Below are 18,883 nucleotides of genomic sequence, written 5' to 3' on the forward strand. Positions count from 1 at the left end.
TTTATAAATATGATATTAATAACAACTTTATACTCAATCAAGCAAATTACTTATTATTACTTTATTATTCTACAGATTTTTTCAAATTCCTTCTTTTATTTAAACTTACTAAATAATAAATTAAAATAAAACTGAGAATTAACTCTCAGTCTTATTTATTCTTACCAAAATTTAATTCTTTATTTAATTTCTTAAGTGCCCTCTTCTCTATCCTAGATACATAGGATCTAGAAATCCCCAAAATTTTAGCTATTTCTCTCTGAGTCTTTGGTTTTCCTTCTATAAGTCCATATCTCATCTCAACAACATTTTTTTCTCTTTCAGAAAGACATGTATTTATTTTGGAATACAGTTTTTTAATTTGTATTTTACTTTCAACAATTTCAATTATAGAATCTTCGTCACTACTTAACACATCCATAAGAGATATCTCATTTCCTTCTTTATCAACCCCGATAGGGTCTTGCAAATATACTTCACTCTTCGTTTTCTTATTGTTTCTTATGAGCATAAGTATTTCATTTTCAATACACTTCGCTGCATATGTTGCAAGTCTAGTACCTTTTGAAGAGTCAAAAGAATCTATAGCTTTAATCAATCCGACTGTCCCAATAGATATTAAATCATCTACCTCTTTACCAGGATATGAATATTTCTTTACAATATGCGCCACCAATCTTAAGTTCCTCTCAACTAAAACATTTTTAGCCAGCATATCGCCTTCTTTAAACTTTTTTAAGTATAGCTCCTCTTCCTGATCATTTAAAGGTTGCGGAAACGAACTACTATTCGTAACGTAAGCCGTTAAAAAAACCATGTTACCTACAATATCTAATAAGCAATTTGTTAAAAACACAGGCTGCTCCTCCTAATAGTGCTTATTAATATATTATGAGGTAACTCTAAAAAAAGTGCATTGAAAATAAAATTATTTCAAGTATTGACCTACGTTGTTTACAATATCCTTAAATATTGGAGCTGCAGTGGTACCTCCCTCTTCATTATCTTTGTTTATATCTTGAACAAAAACAATCATTGAATAATATTTTCCATTCTCCTTAAAAAACCCTACAAACCACCCATCCGAATGCTCTTCTGCTTTTTTGCTTTCACCTGAAATTTCAATTCTCTGCGTGGTTCCCGTCTTTCCTCCTATTTCCATATCATCTGTTCTAATTATTCGTGCAGTTCCCTCTTTTACTACTTTAATCATTTGATTTTTCATTATACTTGCAGTATTCTTTTCAATGGCTGGACGCTGCTCGGTGGTTACAGTTTCAATTTCATTGTTATTATCATCTACATAAGAGTCTATAATGTATGGTTTCACATAAATACCATTATTTACAATTGTATTAGATATACTAATTGCTTCTAATGGAGTTATTCTAATACTTTGACCAATCGAGGCAATTCCTAAACTACCATCACTATATTTAGCACCCTTCACCTCAAATTCACCACTTTTTTCACTATCTAACCCTAATACCTTTTGGAAAAGCCCCTGTGATTTGGCATTATCGTAAAAATTATTAAATCCTACTTTGTTTCCTATTTGTGCGAAAATATCGTTACATGAAACTACAAAAGCTTGTTCTGGAGTTAAAGTTCCATGTCTATCGTGACTTTCGTTCTCGTACAAACCTCTACAGGTAAATTTATCATTTAAACTTATACTTCCCCTGTCTAACCCTGCTTCTTCCACTATCGCTTTAAATATGGATCCGGGATAAAATCCGTGATTAGTTGCTACTCCTATATTTACATTAGGCTTAGTATCATCCTTTTGCACTAACGCTTTAATTTTTCCTGTATTAGCTTCCATTAGTACAACACCTATTTGCTTCAGACTTTTGTTCTTACTTTCATTTAAAATTTCCTTTACCTTATCTTCTATGTTTTTATCTACAGTTAACCTTACATTTATATTATTTTTAGGAATCTCTGTTCTTTCATCTATTATTGCTCCATTAACATCCCTATCAAAAACAACTTGTGGTTTCTTATTTTCTTTAGTTCTATTATATATCTTCATTTCTAAGGAATCACTGGATTTCAAAGCATTATTATCAGTTCTTCTCGTGTTTACTAATAAGTTCTCAATTTTCCATACTCCATCTTTATTTGATGTAGAATATTCATATGCATAAAAGCCCTTAACTTCTTTGATAGATTTTAACTTATTGTAAGTATTCTCATCTATTTCATAATAAAGTTTTTGACTATTACTCAAAGCTCCAATATTAGATAAGTCATATTCACTATTATAATTTCTGAGTACATACATTAAAGTTAGTATTTGGTCTGAATTTGTATCTAGGTTATTTCTTTTAAATATATCTGGTGAAATTACAGCAAAATATTTCTTATTATAATTAATTAACTGTTTTCCATTAGAATCAAATAACAAATAATTTGTATCTGTAATGTCCTCTTTATAAGAATATTGAGAATCGGCCATTACACTTAACTTATCTGCTCCAAGGTACTGAAATTTAACGATTCTATAATACAATATTCCTAGTATAATTAAAAAAATCCCAAAAACAACATGTTGTCTTTTTGTTATCTTGGCTCGACTCACTTTTATTACCATAAAAAAACACCCCACTCAGACTAATTTTTGTCAAAAGTGGAGTATTTTATTCATATTTTTATTAATCTCTTTGTAAAATTTGCTTTATATTTGCAACCATGATATCTATAGCTACCTTATTTTGGCCACCTTCAGGTATTATAATATCTGCATATCTTTTGGTAGGCTCTATAAATTGCAGATGCATAGGTCTTACTACATTCAAATATTGATTTATAACTGAGTCAACAGTTCTGCCTCTTTCATTTATATCTCTTAAAATTCTTCTTATTATTCTTACGTCAGCGTCAGTATCTACGTATATTTTTATGTCTAAAAGATCTCTTACTTCCTTTTCTTGAAGGATAAGTATTCCTTCTACGATTACTATATCTCTAGGTTCAACCCTTACAGTTTCTGCTTTTCTATTGTGAAGCTCAAAATCATAAATTGGCTTTTCTATTGCCTTGCCCTTTAATAAAGCTTTTAAATGATCTATAAGAAGCATTGTGTCAAAAGCATCAGGGTGATCATAATTTGTCTTTATTCTTTCTTCCATTGAAAGATGACTTTGATCCTTATAATAAGAATCTTGTTCAATCATTGCAATACAATCCTTATTAAACTTCTTATATATCTCTTTTGCAATTGTACTCTTACCCGAACCAGTTCCTCCAGTAATCCCAATTAAAATTGGACGCCTCATTAGTTCCCCCCCTTTTTCGCAATCTAAGGCATCTGAAAAGAAATAACAGGTCAAAGATGCTAGTCTATTTTGATCAGATAAGGCCATAGGTTCTGTTGATAGTTGCCCTATCAACGGGTTCTGTCAACGCAGTATAATGCAAAATAGACTAACATACTGACTACTTATTTCTTTGAAGTTGCCTGAATAAAACCTCTATTTATTCTTACCTTTTATAAGCATATCTCCCTCGTACAATTCCACACTAGAGTTAATTGTAAATATCATCTGAGCTGAAGGAGCTGACGGTATTTTTTCACCTTTTTTATTCTTCATATCTTTTAATAATATTTCTAAGCTGTCCTCTTCTGGTCTTAAAATTTCTACAATATCTCCATCTAACACCTTATTTCTCTGTTCTATTGTAGCAACACCAGTTTCTTTGTCGTAACCTTTAACTATCCCCACAATATCATAGTCTCTTATATATGAAGAAGACTCGTAAGTTTGTTTATTAGGATCCCCAAAGTAAAAACCAGTAAAATATTCTCTATGACTTGCCTTCTCAAGGTTAGCTGACCACTCTTCGTTAAACTTATATTCCTTAGGATTTTCACAATAAGCATCTATTGCCTTTCTATAAGATTTAACAACTGATGCAACATAGAATACACTTTTCATTCTTCCTTCTATTTTAAATGAAGCTATACCTGCCTCCATTAGTTCCGGAATATGCTTAATCATACATAGGTCCTTTGAATTTAATATGTAAGCTCCTTTTTCATCCTCAAAAACAGGGAAGTATTCTCCAGGTCTTTTTTCTTCTACTAAATAATACTTATATCTACATGGTTGTGCACATTGCCCTCTATTAGAATCTCTTCCAGTCATATAGTTGGAAATTACACATCTTCCTGAATATGCCATACACATTGAGCCATGAACAAAGGCTTCAATTTCACAGGTTTCAGTAAGACCTTCTCTTAGTTCTTTTATTTCATTTAGAGACAATTCTCTTGCAAGAACTATCCTTTTTATCCCTTGCTTATGCCAAAATATAGCTGATTTCCAGTTTACATTGTTTGCTTGAGTGCTTAAATGTAATTCAAGGTTAGGAACAACTTCCCTTGCAGTCATAATTATTCCAGGATCTGATACAATTATCGCATCTACTCCTATTTCATATAGATTTATTAGGTACTCTTCTAGTCCCATTAAATCTTCATTATGTGGAAACACATTTATAGTAACATATACTTTCTTTCCTCTTACATGTGCATACTGAATTCCTTCTTTTAATTCCTCATCTGTAAAGTTATCAGCAAAAGCTCTCAAGTTCAGCTTGCTGCCTCCAAGGTAAACTGCATCTGCACCGAAATTTATGGCAGTTTTTAACTTTTCAAGATTTCCAGCTGGTGCGAGTAACTCTGGTTTTTTCATATTAATCTCTCCTTTTGGTAACTGCAATTCCATCTCCCATAGGGATAACTGAAGTTATAAATTTTTCATTATCAGACACCATTTCTAAATACATTCTCATTCTCTTGACAATTGTTATCTTTCTTCTTTCAACAAGTTCATTTGTTGCAACCATTCCCCTAAATAAAACATTATCTGCGACTATTACTCCATCTTTACTAAGAAGTCTAAGGCAATGAGGTAAAAATTCATTGTAGTGTCCTTTTCCCGCGTCCATGAAAATTAAATCATATTTATCATCTAATTTTTCTAGAACCTCTAAGCAGTCTCCTTGTATTATGTTAATCTTATCTTTAAATCCATACTTTTCTATATTCCCTTGAGCAAGCTCTAACATTTTACTATCTCTTTCAATAGTTGTTATGTCGCTTCTCCCTCTAGAGCTTATACTCATTAGTATTGCTGAATATCCAATTGCAGTACCTAACTCTAATATTTTTAGAGGTTCCTTCATATGAATCATAAACTCAAGGAATTTGGCCACTTCCTTTTGAATTATTGGGACAGAATTCTCATGCCCATAATCCTCAAGTTCTTTTAATATGCCATCATGATTTTCTATAAGACTTCTTATATACTGTTCCATATAGTCATGTGTAATACCGCTCATTTTTTCCTCCAAAATAATAAAAATTGATAGCTGTGGATGAATTATTATATAAACAGAGTTCTTGACATTAGATCAAGTTTTAACTCCACCTGATTCTTAAAACTCGTTATCCAAGAACATACTCGCTCTTTCCTATATAAATCCTATTAAAGTTATTCACGGAGTTTCTGGAAGGATTAGAGCGAATAGTCATCAGATAAAACTGTAGCACAATATTGCAGCCTCATTTCTTACTCCAGTTATAGTAAAATATAGAAGCAGCTTTTAAAAATATCTTTATAAATTCATCCAAAGGTATATTCCTTATAATAGAATATACCTTTGGATTTACATTTACAATATTAAATTTATTTTTTTCTTTGAGCTCTTTTTCTCATCTCTGGATTTAATAGTTTCTTTCTCATTCTTATATTTTTAGGGGTTATTTCTACAAGTTCATCTGATGCTATAAACTCAAGACTTTGCTCTAGAGACATTTGAGTCACAGGTACTAATTTTAAAGCATCATCTGCTCCTGAAGATCTTGTATTTGATAACTGTTTTTTCTTACATACATTAACATCGATATCTTCTGCTCTTGAAGATTCTCCAGCTATCATTCCTTGATAAACATCTACCCCTGCTGGTATAAACAATGTTCCTCTTTCTTGCGCATTGAATAATCCATAAGTAATTGATGTTCCAGTTTCAAATACTACAATTGATCCCCTAGTTCTTTCTGGAATTTCACCTCTATAATCTTCGTATCCGTGAAGAACATGATTCATTATACCATTACCCTTAGTATCAGTCATAAATTCATTTCTGAATCCTATAAGACCTCTTGCTGGAACTTTAAACTCAAGTCTTGTATATCCATTAACGGCTGATGTCATATTTACCATTTCAGCTTTTCTAGGTCCGAGCTTCTCCATAACAGGTCCCATAAACTCTTCTGGCACGTCTATTGTAAGGTATTCTATCGGTTCTTGTTTTTTTCCATTTTCTTCTTTAAATATAACAGAAGGCTTAGAAACCTGGAATTCATACCCTTCTCTTCTCATTGTTTCAATTAAAACTGAAAGATGAAGTTCTCCTCTACCACTTACTTTAAAGCAATCTGCAGATTCTGTTTCTTCAACTCTTAAAGATACATTTGTTTCTAGTTCCTTTATTAATCTATCTCTAAGATGTCTTGATGTAACAAAATCTCCATCTTGACCAGCAAAAGGTGAATCATTAACCATGAAGTTCATGCTTAATGTAGGTTCATCTATTTCTACAAAAGGAAGTGCTTCAGGATTATTTATATCAGTCAATGTTTCTCCTATATTTATGTCCGGAATACCCGAAACAGCTACTATATCTCCAAGGCTTGCTTCGTTTGTTTCTTCCTTTTTAAGTCCATTATAAACATAAAGATTTGAAACTTTAACATTATCTACTTTTCCATCTTTTCTTATTAGTGCTACAGATTGGTTCTTCTTAATACTTCCTCTTTCTATTTTTCCTATTCCTATCTTACCAACATACTCATTATAATCTATAGTTGTAACTAGCATTTGGAAAGGCATATCTAAGTGTCCTGAAGGAGCTGGAACATTTTTTATAATAGTATCAAATAAAGGTTCCATAGTTGTTGATTCATCTTCCAACTCTCTCTTTGCAAAACCAGCTCTAGCAGAACAATAAACTACTGAGAAATCTAATTGATCATCATTTGCTCCAAGTTCTACAAATAGGTCAAATACTTCATCTAAAACATCTGCTGCTCTTTCATCTGGTCTGTCTATTTTGTTTATAACAACTATTGGTTGTAAATTTAGTTCTAAAGCTTTCTTTAAAACGAATTTAGTTTGAGGCATAGGCCCTTCATAAGCATCTACAACTAGAAGAACGCAATCTACCATCTTAAGAACACGTTCAACTTCTCCACCGAAGTCAGCATGTCCCGGTGTGTCTACAATGTTTATCTTTACTCCTGCATGCATAACTGCAGTATTTTTAGAAAGTATCGTTATACCTCTTTCTTTTTCAAGATCATTTGAATCCATAACTCTTTCTTCAACTTTTTCATTTTCTCTATACACATGACTTTGTTTAAGTAGTGCATCTACTAGTGTAGTCTTACCATGATCAACGTGTGCTATTATAGCTACATTTCTTATATCGTTTCTTGTAAATAATTCCATTATTATTCCTCCAATTTTGTTTGAATACAAATTATATTGCAAAACTTATATAATATCAAAAACCGCTGCTCTCTAAATAAAACATAAGTAGATAACCTATAATTTCTTAGTTAGAGTTCCCATAGAATCATTTAGAAATCTAACTAAGAAATCATGGCAGAACATTATATTATTTAAATCACATTTTAAAATAATATCCAAATTAATACTATTTTAAACAAGGCCTTTATAAGTAGATTATAGTTTTGCAATCCAAACACCCAAAAAAATTGGATACTATTAAGTACCCAACTCAATTCGTGCTTACTTATCTATTGTAGTATCATAGACGTAAAAAGTCAACTTTTGTAGAATTATTTCCTCATACCAAAGGTAAAATCCACACCAATTCCGTTATTTAGTATCTTTAGTACGTCATCCCACATAACACTAAATCTTTGTTCAGCCTGGAGATATTCAGTTACAGCCGGGTTCATTGATATAATTGAACCTATGTTGTTGAGCTTTTCTTTAATTTCATCAGATAAATTACCAGTTTGCATCTGCTCACTATATGCTTCAAATTGAAGCTTTCTAAAATCATCAAGCATTTTTCTATTACTTTCATTTTCTCCAATTTTTTTGCTAACCTCTCGTAACTGAACAACTTCCGGGCAATTTTTCAGCTCTCTTGCGAACTCATGAGCTTTATCATAAATATTCATAACGCTAATCCCCTTTCTGTTAATTAATTTTAAATGGAACAAGTTTCATCAAAGATGAAACTTGCCTTTATAGTAAATTTAAGATTTTTCGATGTTAAAAGAAAAAGTTTTCACTTATTCTCAATCTTTCACTTTAAATTTCCAATCAAGTATTATATCTCCATAATAATTGGTAATATCATAGGCTTTCTCTTAGTTTTTTCATATAAGAACATTCTAAGCACTTCTTTTATATTTGATTTTATACTCGCCCACTCTGTTATATGATTTTCCTCACATTCTCTTAGAGCACTTCTTACTAATTCCCTAGCTTCACCCATTAAATCCTCAGATTCTCTTACATAAACAAATCCTCTTGAAATAATATCTGGCCCAGCAATTACACTTCCTGTTTCCTTTTCGATTGTAACTACCACGGTAAGTATTCCATCCTGTGAAAGATGTTTTCTATCCCTTAACACTATGTTTCCAACATCGCCTACTCCAAGTCCATCTACAAACACTTGACCTGACGCAACTGTTCCATTTTTTCTTATAGAGTCCCTTGTTACTTCTATTACTTCTCCATTGTCACTGATAACAACGTTGCTTGGTGGAAGACCAAGCTTAATAGCCAATTCTGCATGTTGTTTTAAGTGTCTATATTCACCATGAACTGGTATAAAAAACTTAGGCTTTACAAGAGTATGCATAAGCTTCAGTTCTTCTTGGCATGCGTGTCCTGAAACGTGCACATCAGCCAGTGCCTCATATATTACTTCTGCACCTTTTTTGAATAATTGATTTATAACTCTTGTAATGAACTTTTCATTTCCTGGAATCGGCGTTGCTGATATTATTACCATGTCTCCTGGAACTATATTTACCTTTTTATGTTCTGATGCAGCCATTCTTGAAAGTGCTGACATAGGCTCTCCTTGACTACCGGTAGTAATAATAACTACTCTATTTTCAGGATATTTATTGATACTATCAACATTTATAAATACATCTTTATCAGCATGTATATATCCAAGTTCCATAGCAACTTCCATTATGTTTTCCATACTTCTTCCTGAAACAGCAACTTTTCTATCATATTTTACAGCAGAAGCAATTATCTGTTGTATTCTATGAATATTGGAAGCAAAAGTGGCTACAATTATTCTTCCCTTTGCACTGTTAAAAAACTCTTCAAAGGTTTCTCCAACAATGCTTTCTGACATGGTATAACCTGGTCTTTCTACATTCGTACTATCAGCAAGCATCACAGCTACACCTTTTTTACCTAACTCGGCGAATCTTCCTAAGTCTGACACACATCCATCAATAGGTGTATAGTCAATTTTAAAGTCTCCTGTATGAAGCACTACCCCAACTGGCGTATGTATTGCAATAGCTACTGAGTCAGCTATGCTATGACTTTGTCTTATAAACTCTACTGATACATTTTCAAGTTTAACTATATCCTTTGCTTTTATACAGTTTAATTCTACTACACTAAGAAGATTATGCTCTTTAAGCTTTGTCTGCACAATGCCTAGCGTTAACTTCGTTCCATATACTGGTACATTTATTTGTTTCAATACATACGGTAACGCTCCTATATGATCTTCATGACCGTGAGTCAAAAATATTCCCTTTACTTTTTCTATGTTTCTTTGAAGATAGCTGATATCAGGAATAACAATATCTATACCAAGCATTTCTTCATCCGGGAATTTAAGTCCACAATCTATTACTACAATATCATTTTTATATTCTATGGCTGTAAGATTTTTTCCTATTTCATTTAACCCACCTAACGGAATAATTCTTACTTTGTCTTTTTCCCTACGCAAAAATTCTCCCCTCCTTATTCATTTATTAATTTTTGCAAATTTATTTATTGGAATTTTTAGTACATTCGTTACATAAACCAAAAAATTTAACACTATGATTAGTTATTCTGAAATTGTACTTGCCTTCAATTTCACTTTCCAGCACTTCAAGTAAATCATCTTGGACTTCAATTACATTTCCACAATTAGTGCATACAAGATGATGATGCTGGTGATTTTCATCTTCATGTACTAGCTCATATCTACTACATCCATCATTAAGATCAAGCTTACAAATAAATCCCAATTCTTCTAATAGTTGAACTGTTCTGTAAACTGTAGCTAACCCTATTTCAGGGCACTCTTTTTTTACAAGATCGTATAACTCTTCTGTAGTAAGGTGATTTCCTTCATTTCTTATTATCATATCTACTATTGCTCGTCTTTGTGGTGTAAGTTTATACCCTTTTTCTTTTAGATTAATTTTTAGCTTTTCGATCTCTTCAGGCGAAAGCTTTGACATTTGACTACCTCGTTTCCACCATTATTTTTAATATTATTTTAAATTCAGTTTAATACCTATTTTATATATTGTCAATTGAAAATCAATTAACAAATGAAAAGCTATGTGATATACATAGCTTTCTAAATAGAAAATTAATTAAGTTCGCCATCATCTCCGAATAAAGTTTCATACGCTTCTGCAACAATTGCAAACTCATTATCATCTTCCACTGTTACTAATATATCATTTCCTTCTTTATCAGTATCAATTCTTAGAACTATAGCTTCATCCGTTTCTTCCTCATCCTTAGGAACTACCACTACATATTCCTTATCTTCTATATCAAGTTTTGTTATTACATCAAATTCAATTTCATTTCCATCTTCATCATTTAAAATTATGCTTGTTACATCATTTTCCATATTTGCTCCACCTCTTCTATTTATTTACTTAAGCTATCTAGATATCCTTGTAATATATAACTAGCTGCCATTTTATCCACAATCTTTTTTCTTTTTTCCCTTGATAAATCTGCTTCTAGCATAGCCCTATGAGCTGCCACAGTAGTCAATCTTTCATCCCACATTTTTATTGGCAATGAAATTCTTTCTTCGATTATCTCACAAAACTTTAATACCTTCTCACTTTGTGGTCCTAATGTACCGTTCATATTTTTAGGAAGACCTGCAACTATAGTTTCAACTTTATATTCTTCACAAATTTTTTGTAATTCTGCTATGTCTTTTTCTTTGCCGATTCTTTTTATAGTTTTTACTCCTTGAGCTGTAAAACCAAGAGGATCACTTATTGCAACACCAATTGTTTTATCTCCTATATCTAATCCTAGTACTCTCATATATTCTCTCCTATTTATTATGTTCAGATTTAAAATAAAAATGCCCGTAAGGGCATTTTTATTTTATATCTAGGTATGCCTTTAAAACTTCTTCTAATATCTCGTCTCTTTCAAGTTTTCTTACTAGTGCTCTTGCACCATTATAGTTGGTAATATATGTAGGGTCACCTGATATTAAATATCCAACTAATTGGTTTACTGGATTATACCCTTTCTCAATAAGAGAGTTGTAAACCTCTGTTAATATTTCCTTAGTTAAATCCTTTTTACTCTTAGAAATATCAAACTGAATTGTATTATCGTTACCCATTCATCTCACCCCGCTGTTAATTCTAATTAAATATATTATAGAACATATTTAATAAAAAGTATACTATTTAACCAGTTTTTCCATAACAGCAGAACAACTACCAATTGCTTCCTCAAGCTTTTCTGGTAATTTACCTCCTGCTTGCGCCATGTCTGGTCTTCCACCACCGCCGCCTCCAGCGATAGCAGCTACCTCTTTTATTATCTTTCCACAGTGAGCTCCTTTTGCTATCACGCCCTTTGTTGCCATAGCCACAAACTGTGCCTTTCCTTCAGCTTCACTTCCGAGAACAACTACACATTCTCCGCCTTTGCTTCTGATTTTGTCAGCTAAATCTCTAAGTGCATTACCATCAATATCTTTTAGCACTCCTGTAAATAATTTTACTCCATTTATTTCTCTTGCACTATTTAATATCTCATCCTCTGCACCACCTGCAAGTTTTGATTTCAATTCTGCAATCTCTTTCTCTCTTTCTTTTAATTCAGCTGCCTGAAGCTCTAATTTATGTAGTATCTCCTTTTCTGAACATTTTAATTTACCAGCAACTTCTTTTAATAATTCATTTTTTCCTTCTACATAACTGATTGCTTTTGGCCCTGTTACTGCTTCGATTCTTCTTACACCTGCAGCCACTCCAGCCTCTGAAATTATCTTGAATAGTCCAATTTCACCTGAATTTTTCACATGGGTTCCACCACATAGCTCTTTGCTAAAGTCCCCAACTGAAACCACTCTAACTTCATCTTTGTACTTATCATCGAATAAGGCAACAGCTCCGCTTTCTTTTGCTTCTTGTATACTCATAATTGTAGTACTAGTTTTTAAAACCTTCATTATATTTTGATTTACTATGCTTTCTATTTTTTTAAGTTCTTCAGCGCTTACAGCTTCAAAATGATTGAAATCAAATCTTAATCTTTCATCATCAACGTAAGAACCAGATTGGTGAACATGCTCTCCTAAAACTTTTCTTAAGGCTTCATTTAGAATGTGTGTTGCTGTATGATTTCTTCTTATGTTATTTCTTCTTTCCTCATCCACACTTAAAGTAACCTCACCATCAACACTTAAACTTCCAGACAAAACATTTATAAAGTGAAGTGTCTTTCCAGCTACATTCTTTTTACAATCTAAAACTTCAGCTTTAAAAGAACTGTTAAAGACTACTCCTTTATCTCCTACTTGGCCCCCCATTTCAGCATAGAAAGGAGTATTTTCTGTAATAACTACAGCTTTATCCCCCCCGGAGATACTAGAAACAAACTCTTCATCTTTAATTATCACTGTAACTTTTGAAGTAGATGCTGTTGTTTCGTAACCTTCAAAAACTGTTTCTATATCTAAAGGAATCTTATTGAGTACAGTATCTTCTGCCCCCATATAGTTTGTTTCCTCTCTGGCAGCTCTTGCTCTCTCTCTTTGGCTTTTCATTTCTTTTTCAAAACCCTCAGTGTCTATAGTCATGCCTTTTTCTTCAAGTATTTCTAGAGTAAGTTCTACTGGGAACCCATACGTATCATACAACTTAAATGCTCTCTCTCCTGATAACACAAATGCACTGTTATTTTGTAGATCTTCAATATATTCATTTAATATTTGCATTCCACTGTCTATAGTTTCATCAAATCTTTCTTCTTCTAGCTTAATAACTTTTTTAATATATTCTCTTTTTTCTTTAAGTTCAGGATAATTTCCACTGGAATTTTCTATAACTACGTCTGTCAATTTATATAAAAATGGTTCGTTTATACCTAGAGACTTTCCATGTTTTGCTGCTCTTCTTAGTAATCTTCTGAGTACATATCCCCTACCTTCATTAGAAGGTAGTATTCCATCACTAATCATGAAAGTTACGCTTCTTATATGATCGGTTATTACTCTCATAGATATATCAATTTTTTCATCTTTTCCGTACTCCATACCAGAAGTCCTGCCAACTTCATCTAGGATTGCCCTAATAGTGTCAACTTCGAATATACTCTCTACTCCCTGTATGATACTAGCTATTCTTTCTAGCCCCATACCTGTATCTATATTAGGATTTGCCAATCTATTATAATTTCCTTGATCATCTTTATCAAACTGAGTAAATACGAGATTCCAGAACTCCATTACCCTGTCTTCATCAGCAGCTTTTACAAACTCTTCTGCTGAACTTATCTTTCCTTCACCTTTATCAAAATGAATCTCAGAACAAGGTCCACAAGGTCCTATTCCAAGCTCCCAAAAGTTATCATCTTTTCCCAATCTAAATATTCTTGATGGATCTATATCTGTTGTTCTAGTCCATAGCTCAAAAGATTCATCGTCTTCTAAGTAAATGGTTACATATAGCTTATCTTTCGGAAGCTTTAATACTATTGTAGAAAATTCCCATGCCCAAGCAATAGCCTCCTCTTTAAAATAATCTCCAAAAGAAAAGTTTCCAAGCATTTCAAAAAATGTTCCGTGTCTTGAAGTCTTACCTACATTATCTATATCGCCAGTTCTAATACACTTTTGGGATGTAGCAACTCTCTTACTTGGCGGAACTTGTAATCCTGTAAAATAAGGCTTCAAAGGTGCCATACCCGCGTTTATTAATAATAAGCTTTTGTCAGCCTTTGGCACTAACGAAAAACTTGGCAGTCTTAAATGATTCTTACTTTCGAAAAAACTTAAGTACATTTCTCTTAGTTGGTTTAAACCTAATTTTTCCACAGTTTATCTCTCCTTTAATTTTGTAATTTAATAAAAAAACTTCCATCCCGGAAAGGGACGAAAGTATGTTTCGTGGTACCACCCTAATTACACAGTTAGTTAGTCAGTGAGTAAAAGCTATATATTACGATGGTTAATAACTAGTAGTTTTAAAAAATTAGTAGAATCCTTCAAAATACTAACTCACTTCTTTGAAAATGCAACACTGTGCCTCTTTAATTCTTATGACTCATGGACTGCTTCAATATATTCTACAAGAAGTTTACACCATACACTTCCTCTCTAAATGTTAAAATATATTTACTCCTTCCAATCATTGCCTACATATCTAATTATGCTACAAATTATAAATAAAAATAATAACTCTGTCAATATGTCTCTAAAACAAATAGTAATTTAAATCTTCATAGATCACTTTAATAACAACTCCTATTGGGATTGCTATTATCATCCCGACGAATCCTGCAATCTCTCCCCCTATTATAAGAAGTAATATAACAATAAGAGGATGCATACTTACGCTATCTCCTGTAATCTTGGGTGAAAGTATGTTTCCTTCCACCTGTTGAAGTGCATATAACCAAAATGCTGTCCATAAAGCTTTTTGTGGTGAATCTATTAAAGCAATAAAGATTGCTGGTACTGCTCCAAAAATTGGACCGAAGTATGGCACTATATTAAAAAAAGCATTCAATATTGATAGGATAACTGGAAAATCAACCTTTAAAAATAATAGAATTACAAAAGTTGCCGCTCCTATAAGTCCACATAAAAATAGTTGACTAACTATATATCTACCTAATATCTTATCTATATGCGAGCTTATTTTCTTTACTATGTTCCTACTTTTTACAGGCAAAAAATTTAAAAGCTTATTTGAAATGTAGTCACCATCAGATAAAAAATAGTAAGATATTATCGGAATAACTGCTATGGTTACTATATTTTGCCCTATTTTTAATACTGTATCAAACATTTTGTTGAACATTCCCAAAACATGACTGTTTATTTTTGTATACACATTATCCATCGCTATATACATAGTTTTATTATTGGTAATTGGTTTCAATCTAGAATATATAGTGCCAATGAACTTTTCGATATTTCCTAATGTATGACTTATATTTAAACTTTCTTTAAATATTGAAGGTATTAAAAGAGTAAAAATAACTGCTACTGAAAGTATTACTACACATATTAATATCAAAGCAGATGTCCTTCTTCCAAATTTACCTTGCTCCATTCTCTTTTGAAGGGGTCGTAGAGTATAGGAAATAGCAAATGAAATAAGTAGCAAGTTCATAACTTCTCTTATTATGGAGCTTCTAACCGCAAAAAATAATACCAAAAATATAATAATAATTAATATTATATTTTTATAAATCCATTTTATTTTTATCTTTTTCATCTACATCATCTTCCATAAACAATTTATGTGGCATACTTGAAAAACTAAGACTCCCATTTCTTTCACTTAATAAAATATTTTTCTCTCCAACCATAAGATCTTTAATTAAAACTATCTTTTTACCTTGAGTAAAATTCGTAATAAGTCCAGCAGACACTACTACTGCACTTATTGTAAAGTTCCTTTCATCAAACAACATATCTTCTATCATACCTACAATATTGTCTTTTCTATCCCTAATATCCATCCCTTTTATATCATCAAATTGTAGAAAAGTTCCCTTAATAGTTTCTGTTACAACCATAGTAGAATTATAGCTTACTATATTATTTAGCATTATATTTGAATTTTTTCTTAAAAAGCTTGTAGAGGCTAAATTAAACCCTATTACCTTTCCTTTATTAAAGTCTAATAATACATCCTTAATATATCCTAACCTCTTCCCATTGACATCTATAACGTCCATAAGGGTAAAATCTCTAGTTCTATACAACCTACCACCACCATAACTTTAAAAAGTTAAGAGCTGAGAATCAAAAGTTTGTTAATATCTATTTTTGATATAAAACTTTTACATTATACTATAAACTCATCTATTAATATTAATTCATCAAAATTAATATTAATAAATAAACAGAGTTGTTAACATGGCATAGATCTTATATATAATATTTTTGCCTGTTATGTAAAAAATATAACTTATATTTATAGTTATATAATTATTTTACAAAAAATAGTTGGGCGACCAGTAAAATAAAAATTTCACTGATCGCCCAAGTAATTAATTATTCCTCATCTCCATGAACATGCTCATGAATATGTTCTGAATGATTCTTAGTTTCCCAAGGTTCAAGTCCTTGTGATATTCTATAATCGTTTATTGCCTTATGAATTGCTTCTTCAGCAAGCACTGAACAGTGCATTTTAACTGGTGGAAGCCCGTCAAGTGCTTCTGCTACAGCTTTATTGCTTAACTGCCAAGCTTCTTCCAATGTTTTTCCCTTTATAAGCTCTGTAGCCATACTTGATGAAGCTATTGCAGAACCACATCCAAAAGTCTTAAATGTTACATCTTTAATTATATTATCTTCAACTTTTAGGTAAATTTTCATTATATCTCCACATTTTGCGTTTCCAACTTCTCCTACACCGTTAGCATCTTCAAGCTCTCCAACGTTTCTAGGGTTTCTAAAGTGATCCATAACTTTTTCGCTATACATCTCCATTACCTACCTTCCTTTTTTGCATTTTCTTCTTTTATAAAATCTTCCCAGAATGGTGACATTTCTCTTCTTCTAGCAACTATTCTTGGAACTACCTCTAAAGCATAATCAACATGTTCTTCTGTAGTACCCGATCCAAGACTCAATCTTAGTGAACCATGTGCCACTCCATGTGATAATCCTAATGATAAAAGAACATGTGATGGATCTAATGAACCTGAAGCACAAGCGCTTCCTGTTGATGCAAATATACCTTCGTCATTTAAATCTAGTAATAGAGTTTCTCCTTCTATTCCTATAAAACTTAAATTAACACTTCCTGGTAATCTCTTATCACCTATAGGTCCATTAACTTTAGTATAAGGTACCTTTTCAACAAGACCATTTAAAAGTCTGTCTCTTAGTCCTCTTAGTCTATTAGCTTCTACTTCCAACTCTTCTGTAGCAAGCTCTATAGCTTTTCCAAGACCAACAATTCCTGGAACATTTTCAGTCGAAGCTCTTTTACCTTTTTCCTGTCCACCACCATGTATTAAATTCTCTATTTTTACTCCCTTTCTTAAGTACATTGCCCCTACACCTTTAGGTCCGTAGAACTTATGTCCTGCCATTGAAAGTGCATCTATGTTCATTTCTTTAACATCTATATCTATATGACCTATAGCCTGAACAGCATCTGTATGGAAGTAAACATTTCTCTCCTTGCAAACTTTACCTATTTCAGCTATAGGCTGAATTGTTCCAACTTCATTGTTAGCAAACATAATTGATACAAGTATTGTTTTATCAGTAATAGCATTTTTTAAATCCTCTAAGCTTATGAAACCGAATTCATCAACTGGAAGATATGTTACCTCAAATCCACTCTTTTCAAGGAATTTACATGCATGTAATATAGCGTGATGCTCTATTTTAGTAGTTATAATATGATTTCCTTTGCTCTTGTTAGCAAAAGCTATACCCTTTAGTATCCAGTTATCACTTTCCGAGCCACCTGCTGTAAAGAATATTTCATCCTTTCCGGCATTTATGGCTTTAGCAACTCTCTCTCTAGCTGTATTTATTGCCTTTCTAGGAACATCTGACATTGAATATAATGATGATGGATTTCCAAAATGCTCTGTAAAATACGGAAGCATCTCTTCCAATACCTCTGGTTTTGTGTAAGTAGTAGCTGAATAATCCATGTAAACTTTTTTATTCATTAACATTATCCCCTTTCTGTCTGTTGTACTTCATATTATTATAATCATCTACCATATCTTGTAATGTAGTGGACTCCATGACACTGTCCATGCTTTCTTTTATCCTAGACCATAAAAGTCTTGTAGCACAGCAATCAATATTGCTGCACGAATTTTCTCTTTCTCCATCTATACAATCTGATATTTCAATTGGTCCCTCCAGGACCGTCATTATCTCCGCAACAGTTATTTCTTTAGGATCTCTATTTAATATATATCCTCCCTGAGCTCCTCTAATACTTTTTATCAAATTAGCCTTTCTTAAAGGAGAGAATAATTGCTCAAGGTAATATTCTGAAATATGTTGTCTCTCTGATATGTTCTTTATGGATGATGGTTCTTCTCCATAATGAATAGCCAAGTCAACCATTGCTTTTACGCCATATCTTCCTTTAGTTGATAGCTTCATCAAACCACCTCCTTTAATGTTGAGCATTTTACTATGCTTTCAGATTTATAATAGCAAACCAGAGTAAAATTGTCAACAATGAAGTTAACAAAAAGATACAAAATTAATCTTATTTATATCCTAATTTGTTACAGCCTGCCAGTAATCATATTTATTATAATTCTAAAGTCGAAATTTTATCCAAACAAAAACAAAGCTTTTC

The 18,883-nt window shown here is 32.1% G+C and carries 18 protein-coding genes and 1 other annotated feature; all 18 genes read right to left on the minus strand.

Features of this window, described 5'->3' with window-relative positions; all coding sequences use genetic code 11:
* Positions 1-151 precede the first annotated feature (151 nt).
* The 18 genes from sigK to AC0N0V_RS17495 all read right to left on the minus strand — a co-directional run bounded on the left by sigK (position 152) and on the right by AC0N0V_RS17495 (position 18,681).
* Positions 152-856 carry an RNA polymerase sporulation sigma factor SigK gene (sigK, locus tag AC0N0V_RS17410; RefSeq protein WP_474459711.1) on the minus strand — a complete coding sequence of 235 codons (705 nt, stop codon included), beginning with the start codon at positions 854-856 and terminating at the stop codon, positions 152-154.
* 72 nt (positions 857-928) lie between these two features.
* On the minus strand, positions 929-2,596 hold the full coding sequence (locus AC0N0V_RS17415; protein WP_474459713.1) for a penicillin-binding transpeptidase domain-containing protein: 1,668 nt from the start codon (positions 2,594-2,596) through the stop codon (positions 929-931).
* Positions 2,597-2,657: 61 nt separating this feature from the next.
* Positions 2,658-3,281: a uridine kinase gene (udk, locus tag AC0N0V_RS17420; RefSeq protein WP_474459715.1), complete on the minus strand. Its 624-nt coding sequence runs from the start codon at positions 3,279-3,281 to the stop codon at positions 2,658-2,660.
* A 195-nt stretch (positions 3,282-3,476) separates the two neighbouring features.
* Positions 3,477-4,700: a peptidase U32 family protein gene (locus tag AC0N0V_RS17425; protein ID WP_474459717.1), complete on the minus strand. Its 1,224-nt coding sequence runs from the start codon at positions 4,698-4,700 to the stop codon at positions 3,477-3,479.
* A 1-nt stretch (position 4,701) separates the two neighbouring features.
* Complete coding sequence (locus tag AC0N0V_RS17430) at positions 4,702-5,349, minus strand: O-methyltransferase (protein WP_474459719.1); 648 nt, start codon at positions 5,347-5,349, stop codon at positions 4,702-4,704.
* A 347-nt stretch (positions 5,350-5,696) separates the two neighbouring features.
* Positions 5,697-7,520 carry a translational GTPase TypA gene (typA, locus tag AC0N0V_RS17435; protein ID WP_474459721.1) on the minus strand — a complete coding sequence of 608 codons (1,824 nt, stop codon included), beginning with the start codon at positions 7,518-7,520 and terminating at the stop codon, positions 5,697-5,699.
* A gap of 353 nt (positions 7,521-7,873) precedes the next feature.
* A complete protein-coding gene (locus AC0N0V_RS17440; RefSeq protein WP_474459723.1) occupies positions 7,874-8,224 on the minus strand; it encodes a YlbF/YmcA family competence regulator in 351 nt (116 codons plus the stop codon).
* Between the two features lie 152 nt (positions 8,225-8,376).
* A complete protein-coding gene (locus AC0N0V_RS17445) occupies positions 8,377-10,044 on the minus strand; it encodes a ribonuclease J (protein WP_474459725.1) in 1,668 nt (555 codons plus the stop codon).
* A 40-nt stretch (positions 10,045-10,084) separates the two neighbouring features.
* Positions 10,085-10,546 carry a Fur family transcriptional regulator gene (locus AC0N0V_RS17450; protein WP_474459727.1) on the minus strand — a complete coding sequence of 154 codons (462 nt, stop codon included), beginning with the start codon at positions 10,544-10,546 and terminating at the stop codon, positions 10,085-10,087.
* Between the two features lie 134 nt (positions 10,547-10,680).
* Positions 10,681-10,950, minus strand: coding sequence for a DUF1292 domain-containing protein (locus AC0N0V_RS17455; protein ID WP_474459730.1), 270 nt, complete (start codon positions 10,948-10,950; stop codon positions 10,681-10,683).
* A 20-nt stretch (positions 10,951-10,970) separates the two neighbouring features.
* Positions 10,971-11,384, minus strand: coding sequence for a Holliday junction resolvase RuvX (gene ruvX, locus AC0N0V_RS17460; protein WP_474459732.1), 414 nt, complete (start codon positions 11,382-11,384; stop codon positions 10,971-10,973).
* Between the two features lie 58 nt (positions 11,385-11,442).
* Positions 11,443-11,694, minus strand: coding sequence for an IreB family regulatory phosphoprotein (locus tag AC0N0V_RS17465; protein ID WP_474459734.1), 252 nt, complete (start codon positions 11,692-11,694; stop codon positions 11,443-11,445).
* Positions 11,695-11,757: 63 nt separating this feature from the next.
* Positions 11,758-14,397, minus strand: coding sequence for an alanine--tRNA ligase (alaS, locus tag AC0N0V_RS17470; protein WP_474459736.1), 2,640 nt, complete (start codon positions 14,395-14,397; stop codon positions 11,758-11,760).
* Between the two features lie 50 nt (positions 14,398-14,447).
* Positions 14,448-14,723 (minus strand) — a binding site (T-box leader).
* A gap of 53 nt (positions 14,724-14,776) precedes the next feature.
* Positions 14,777-15,805 (minus strand): AI-2E family transporter, encoded by a 1,029-nt coding sequence (locus tag AC0N0V_RS17475; RefSeq protein WP_474459738.1) that lies wholly within the window; start codon positions 15,803-15,805, stop codon positions 14,777-14,779.
* The gene (locus AC0N0V_RS17480) at positions 15,774-16,298 is read right to left on the minus strand and encodes a PRC-barrel domain-containing protein (protein WP_474459741.1); all 525 of its coding nucleotides are present in this window, start codon (positions 16,296-16,298) and stop codon (positions 15,774-15,776) included. Before AC0N0V_RS17480 ends, AC0N0V_RS17475 begins: the two co-directional genes overlap by 32 nt.
* 292 nt (positions 16,299-16,590) lie before the next feature.
* Positions 16,591-17,025: a Fe-S cluster assembly scaffold protein NifU gene (gene nifU, locus AC0N0V_RS17485; RefSeq protein ID WP_474464564.1), complete on the minus strand. Its 435-nt coding sequence runs from the start codon at positions 17,023-17,025 to the stop codon at positions 16,591-16,593.
* Between the two features lie 5 nt (positions 17,026-17,030).
* A complete protein-coding gene (gene nifS / locus AC0N0V_RS17490) occupies positions 17,031-18,233 on the minus strand; it encodes a cysteine desulfurase NifS (RefSeq protein WP_474459743.1) in 1,203 nt (400 codons plus the stop codon).
* The gene (locus AC0N0V_RS17495) at positions 18,226-18,681 is read right to left on the minus strand and encodes an RrF2 family transcriptional regulator (protein WP_474459746.1); all 456 of its coding nucleotides are present in this window, start codon (positions 18,679-18,681) and stop codon (positions 18,226-18,228) included. The genes nifS and AC0N0V_RS17495 overlap by 8 nt, the downstream gene beginning before the upstream one ends.
* Between the last annotated feature and the right edge of the window lie 202 nt (positions 18,682-18,883).

It is taken from the genome of Clostridium sp. CS1-1 (genome assembly GCF_056135525.1).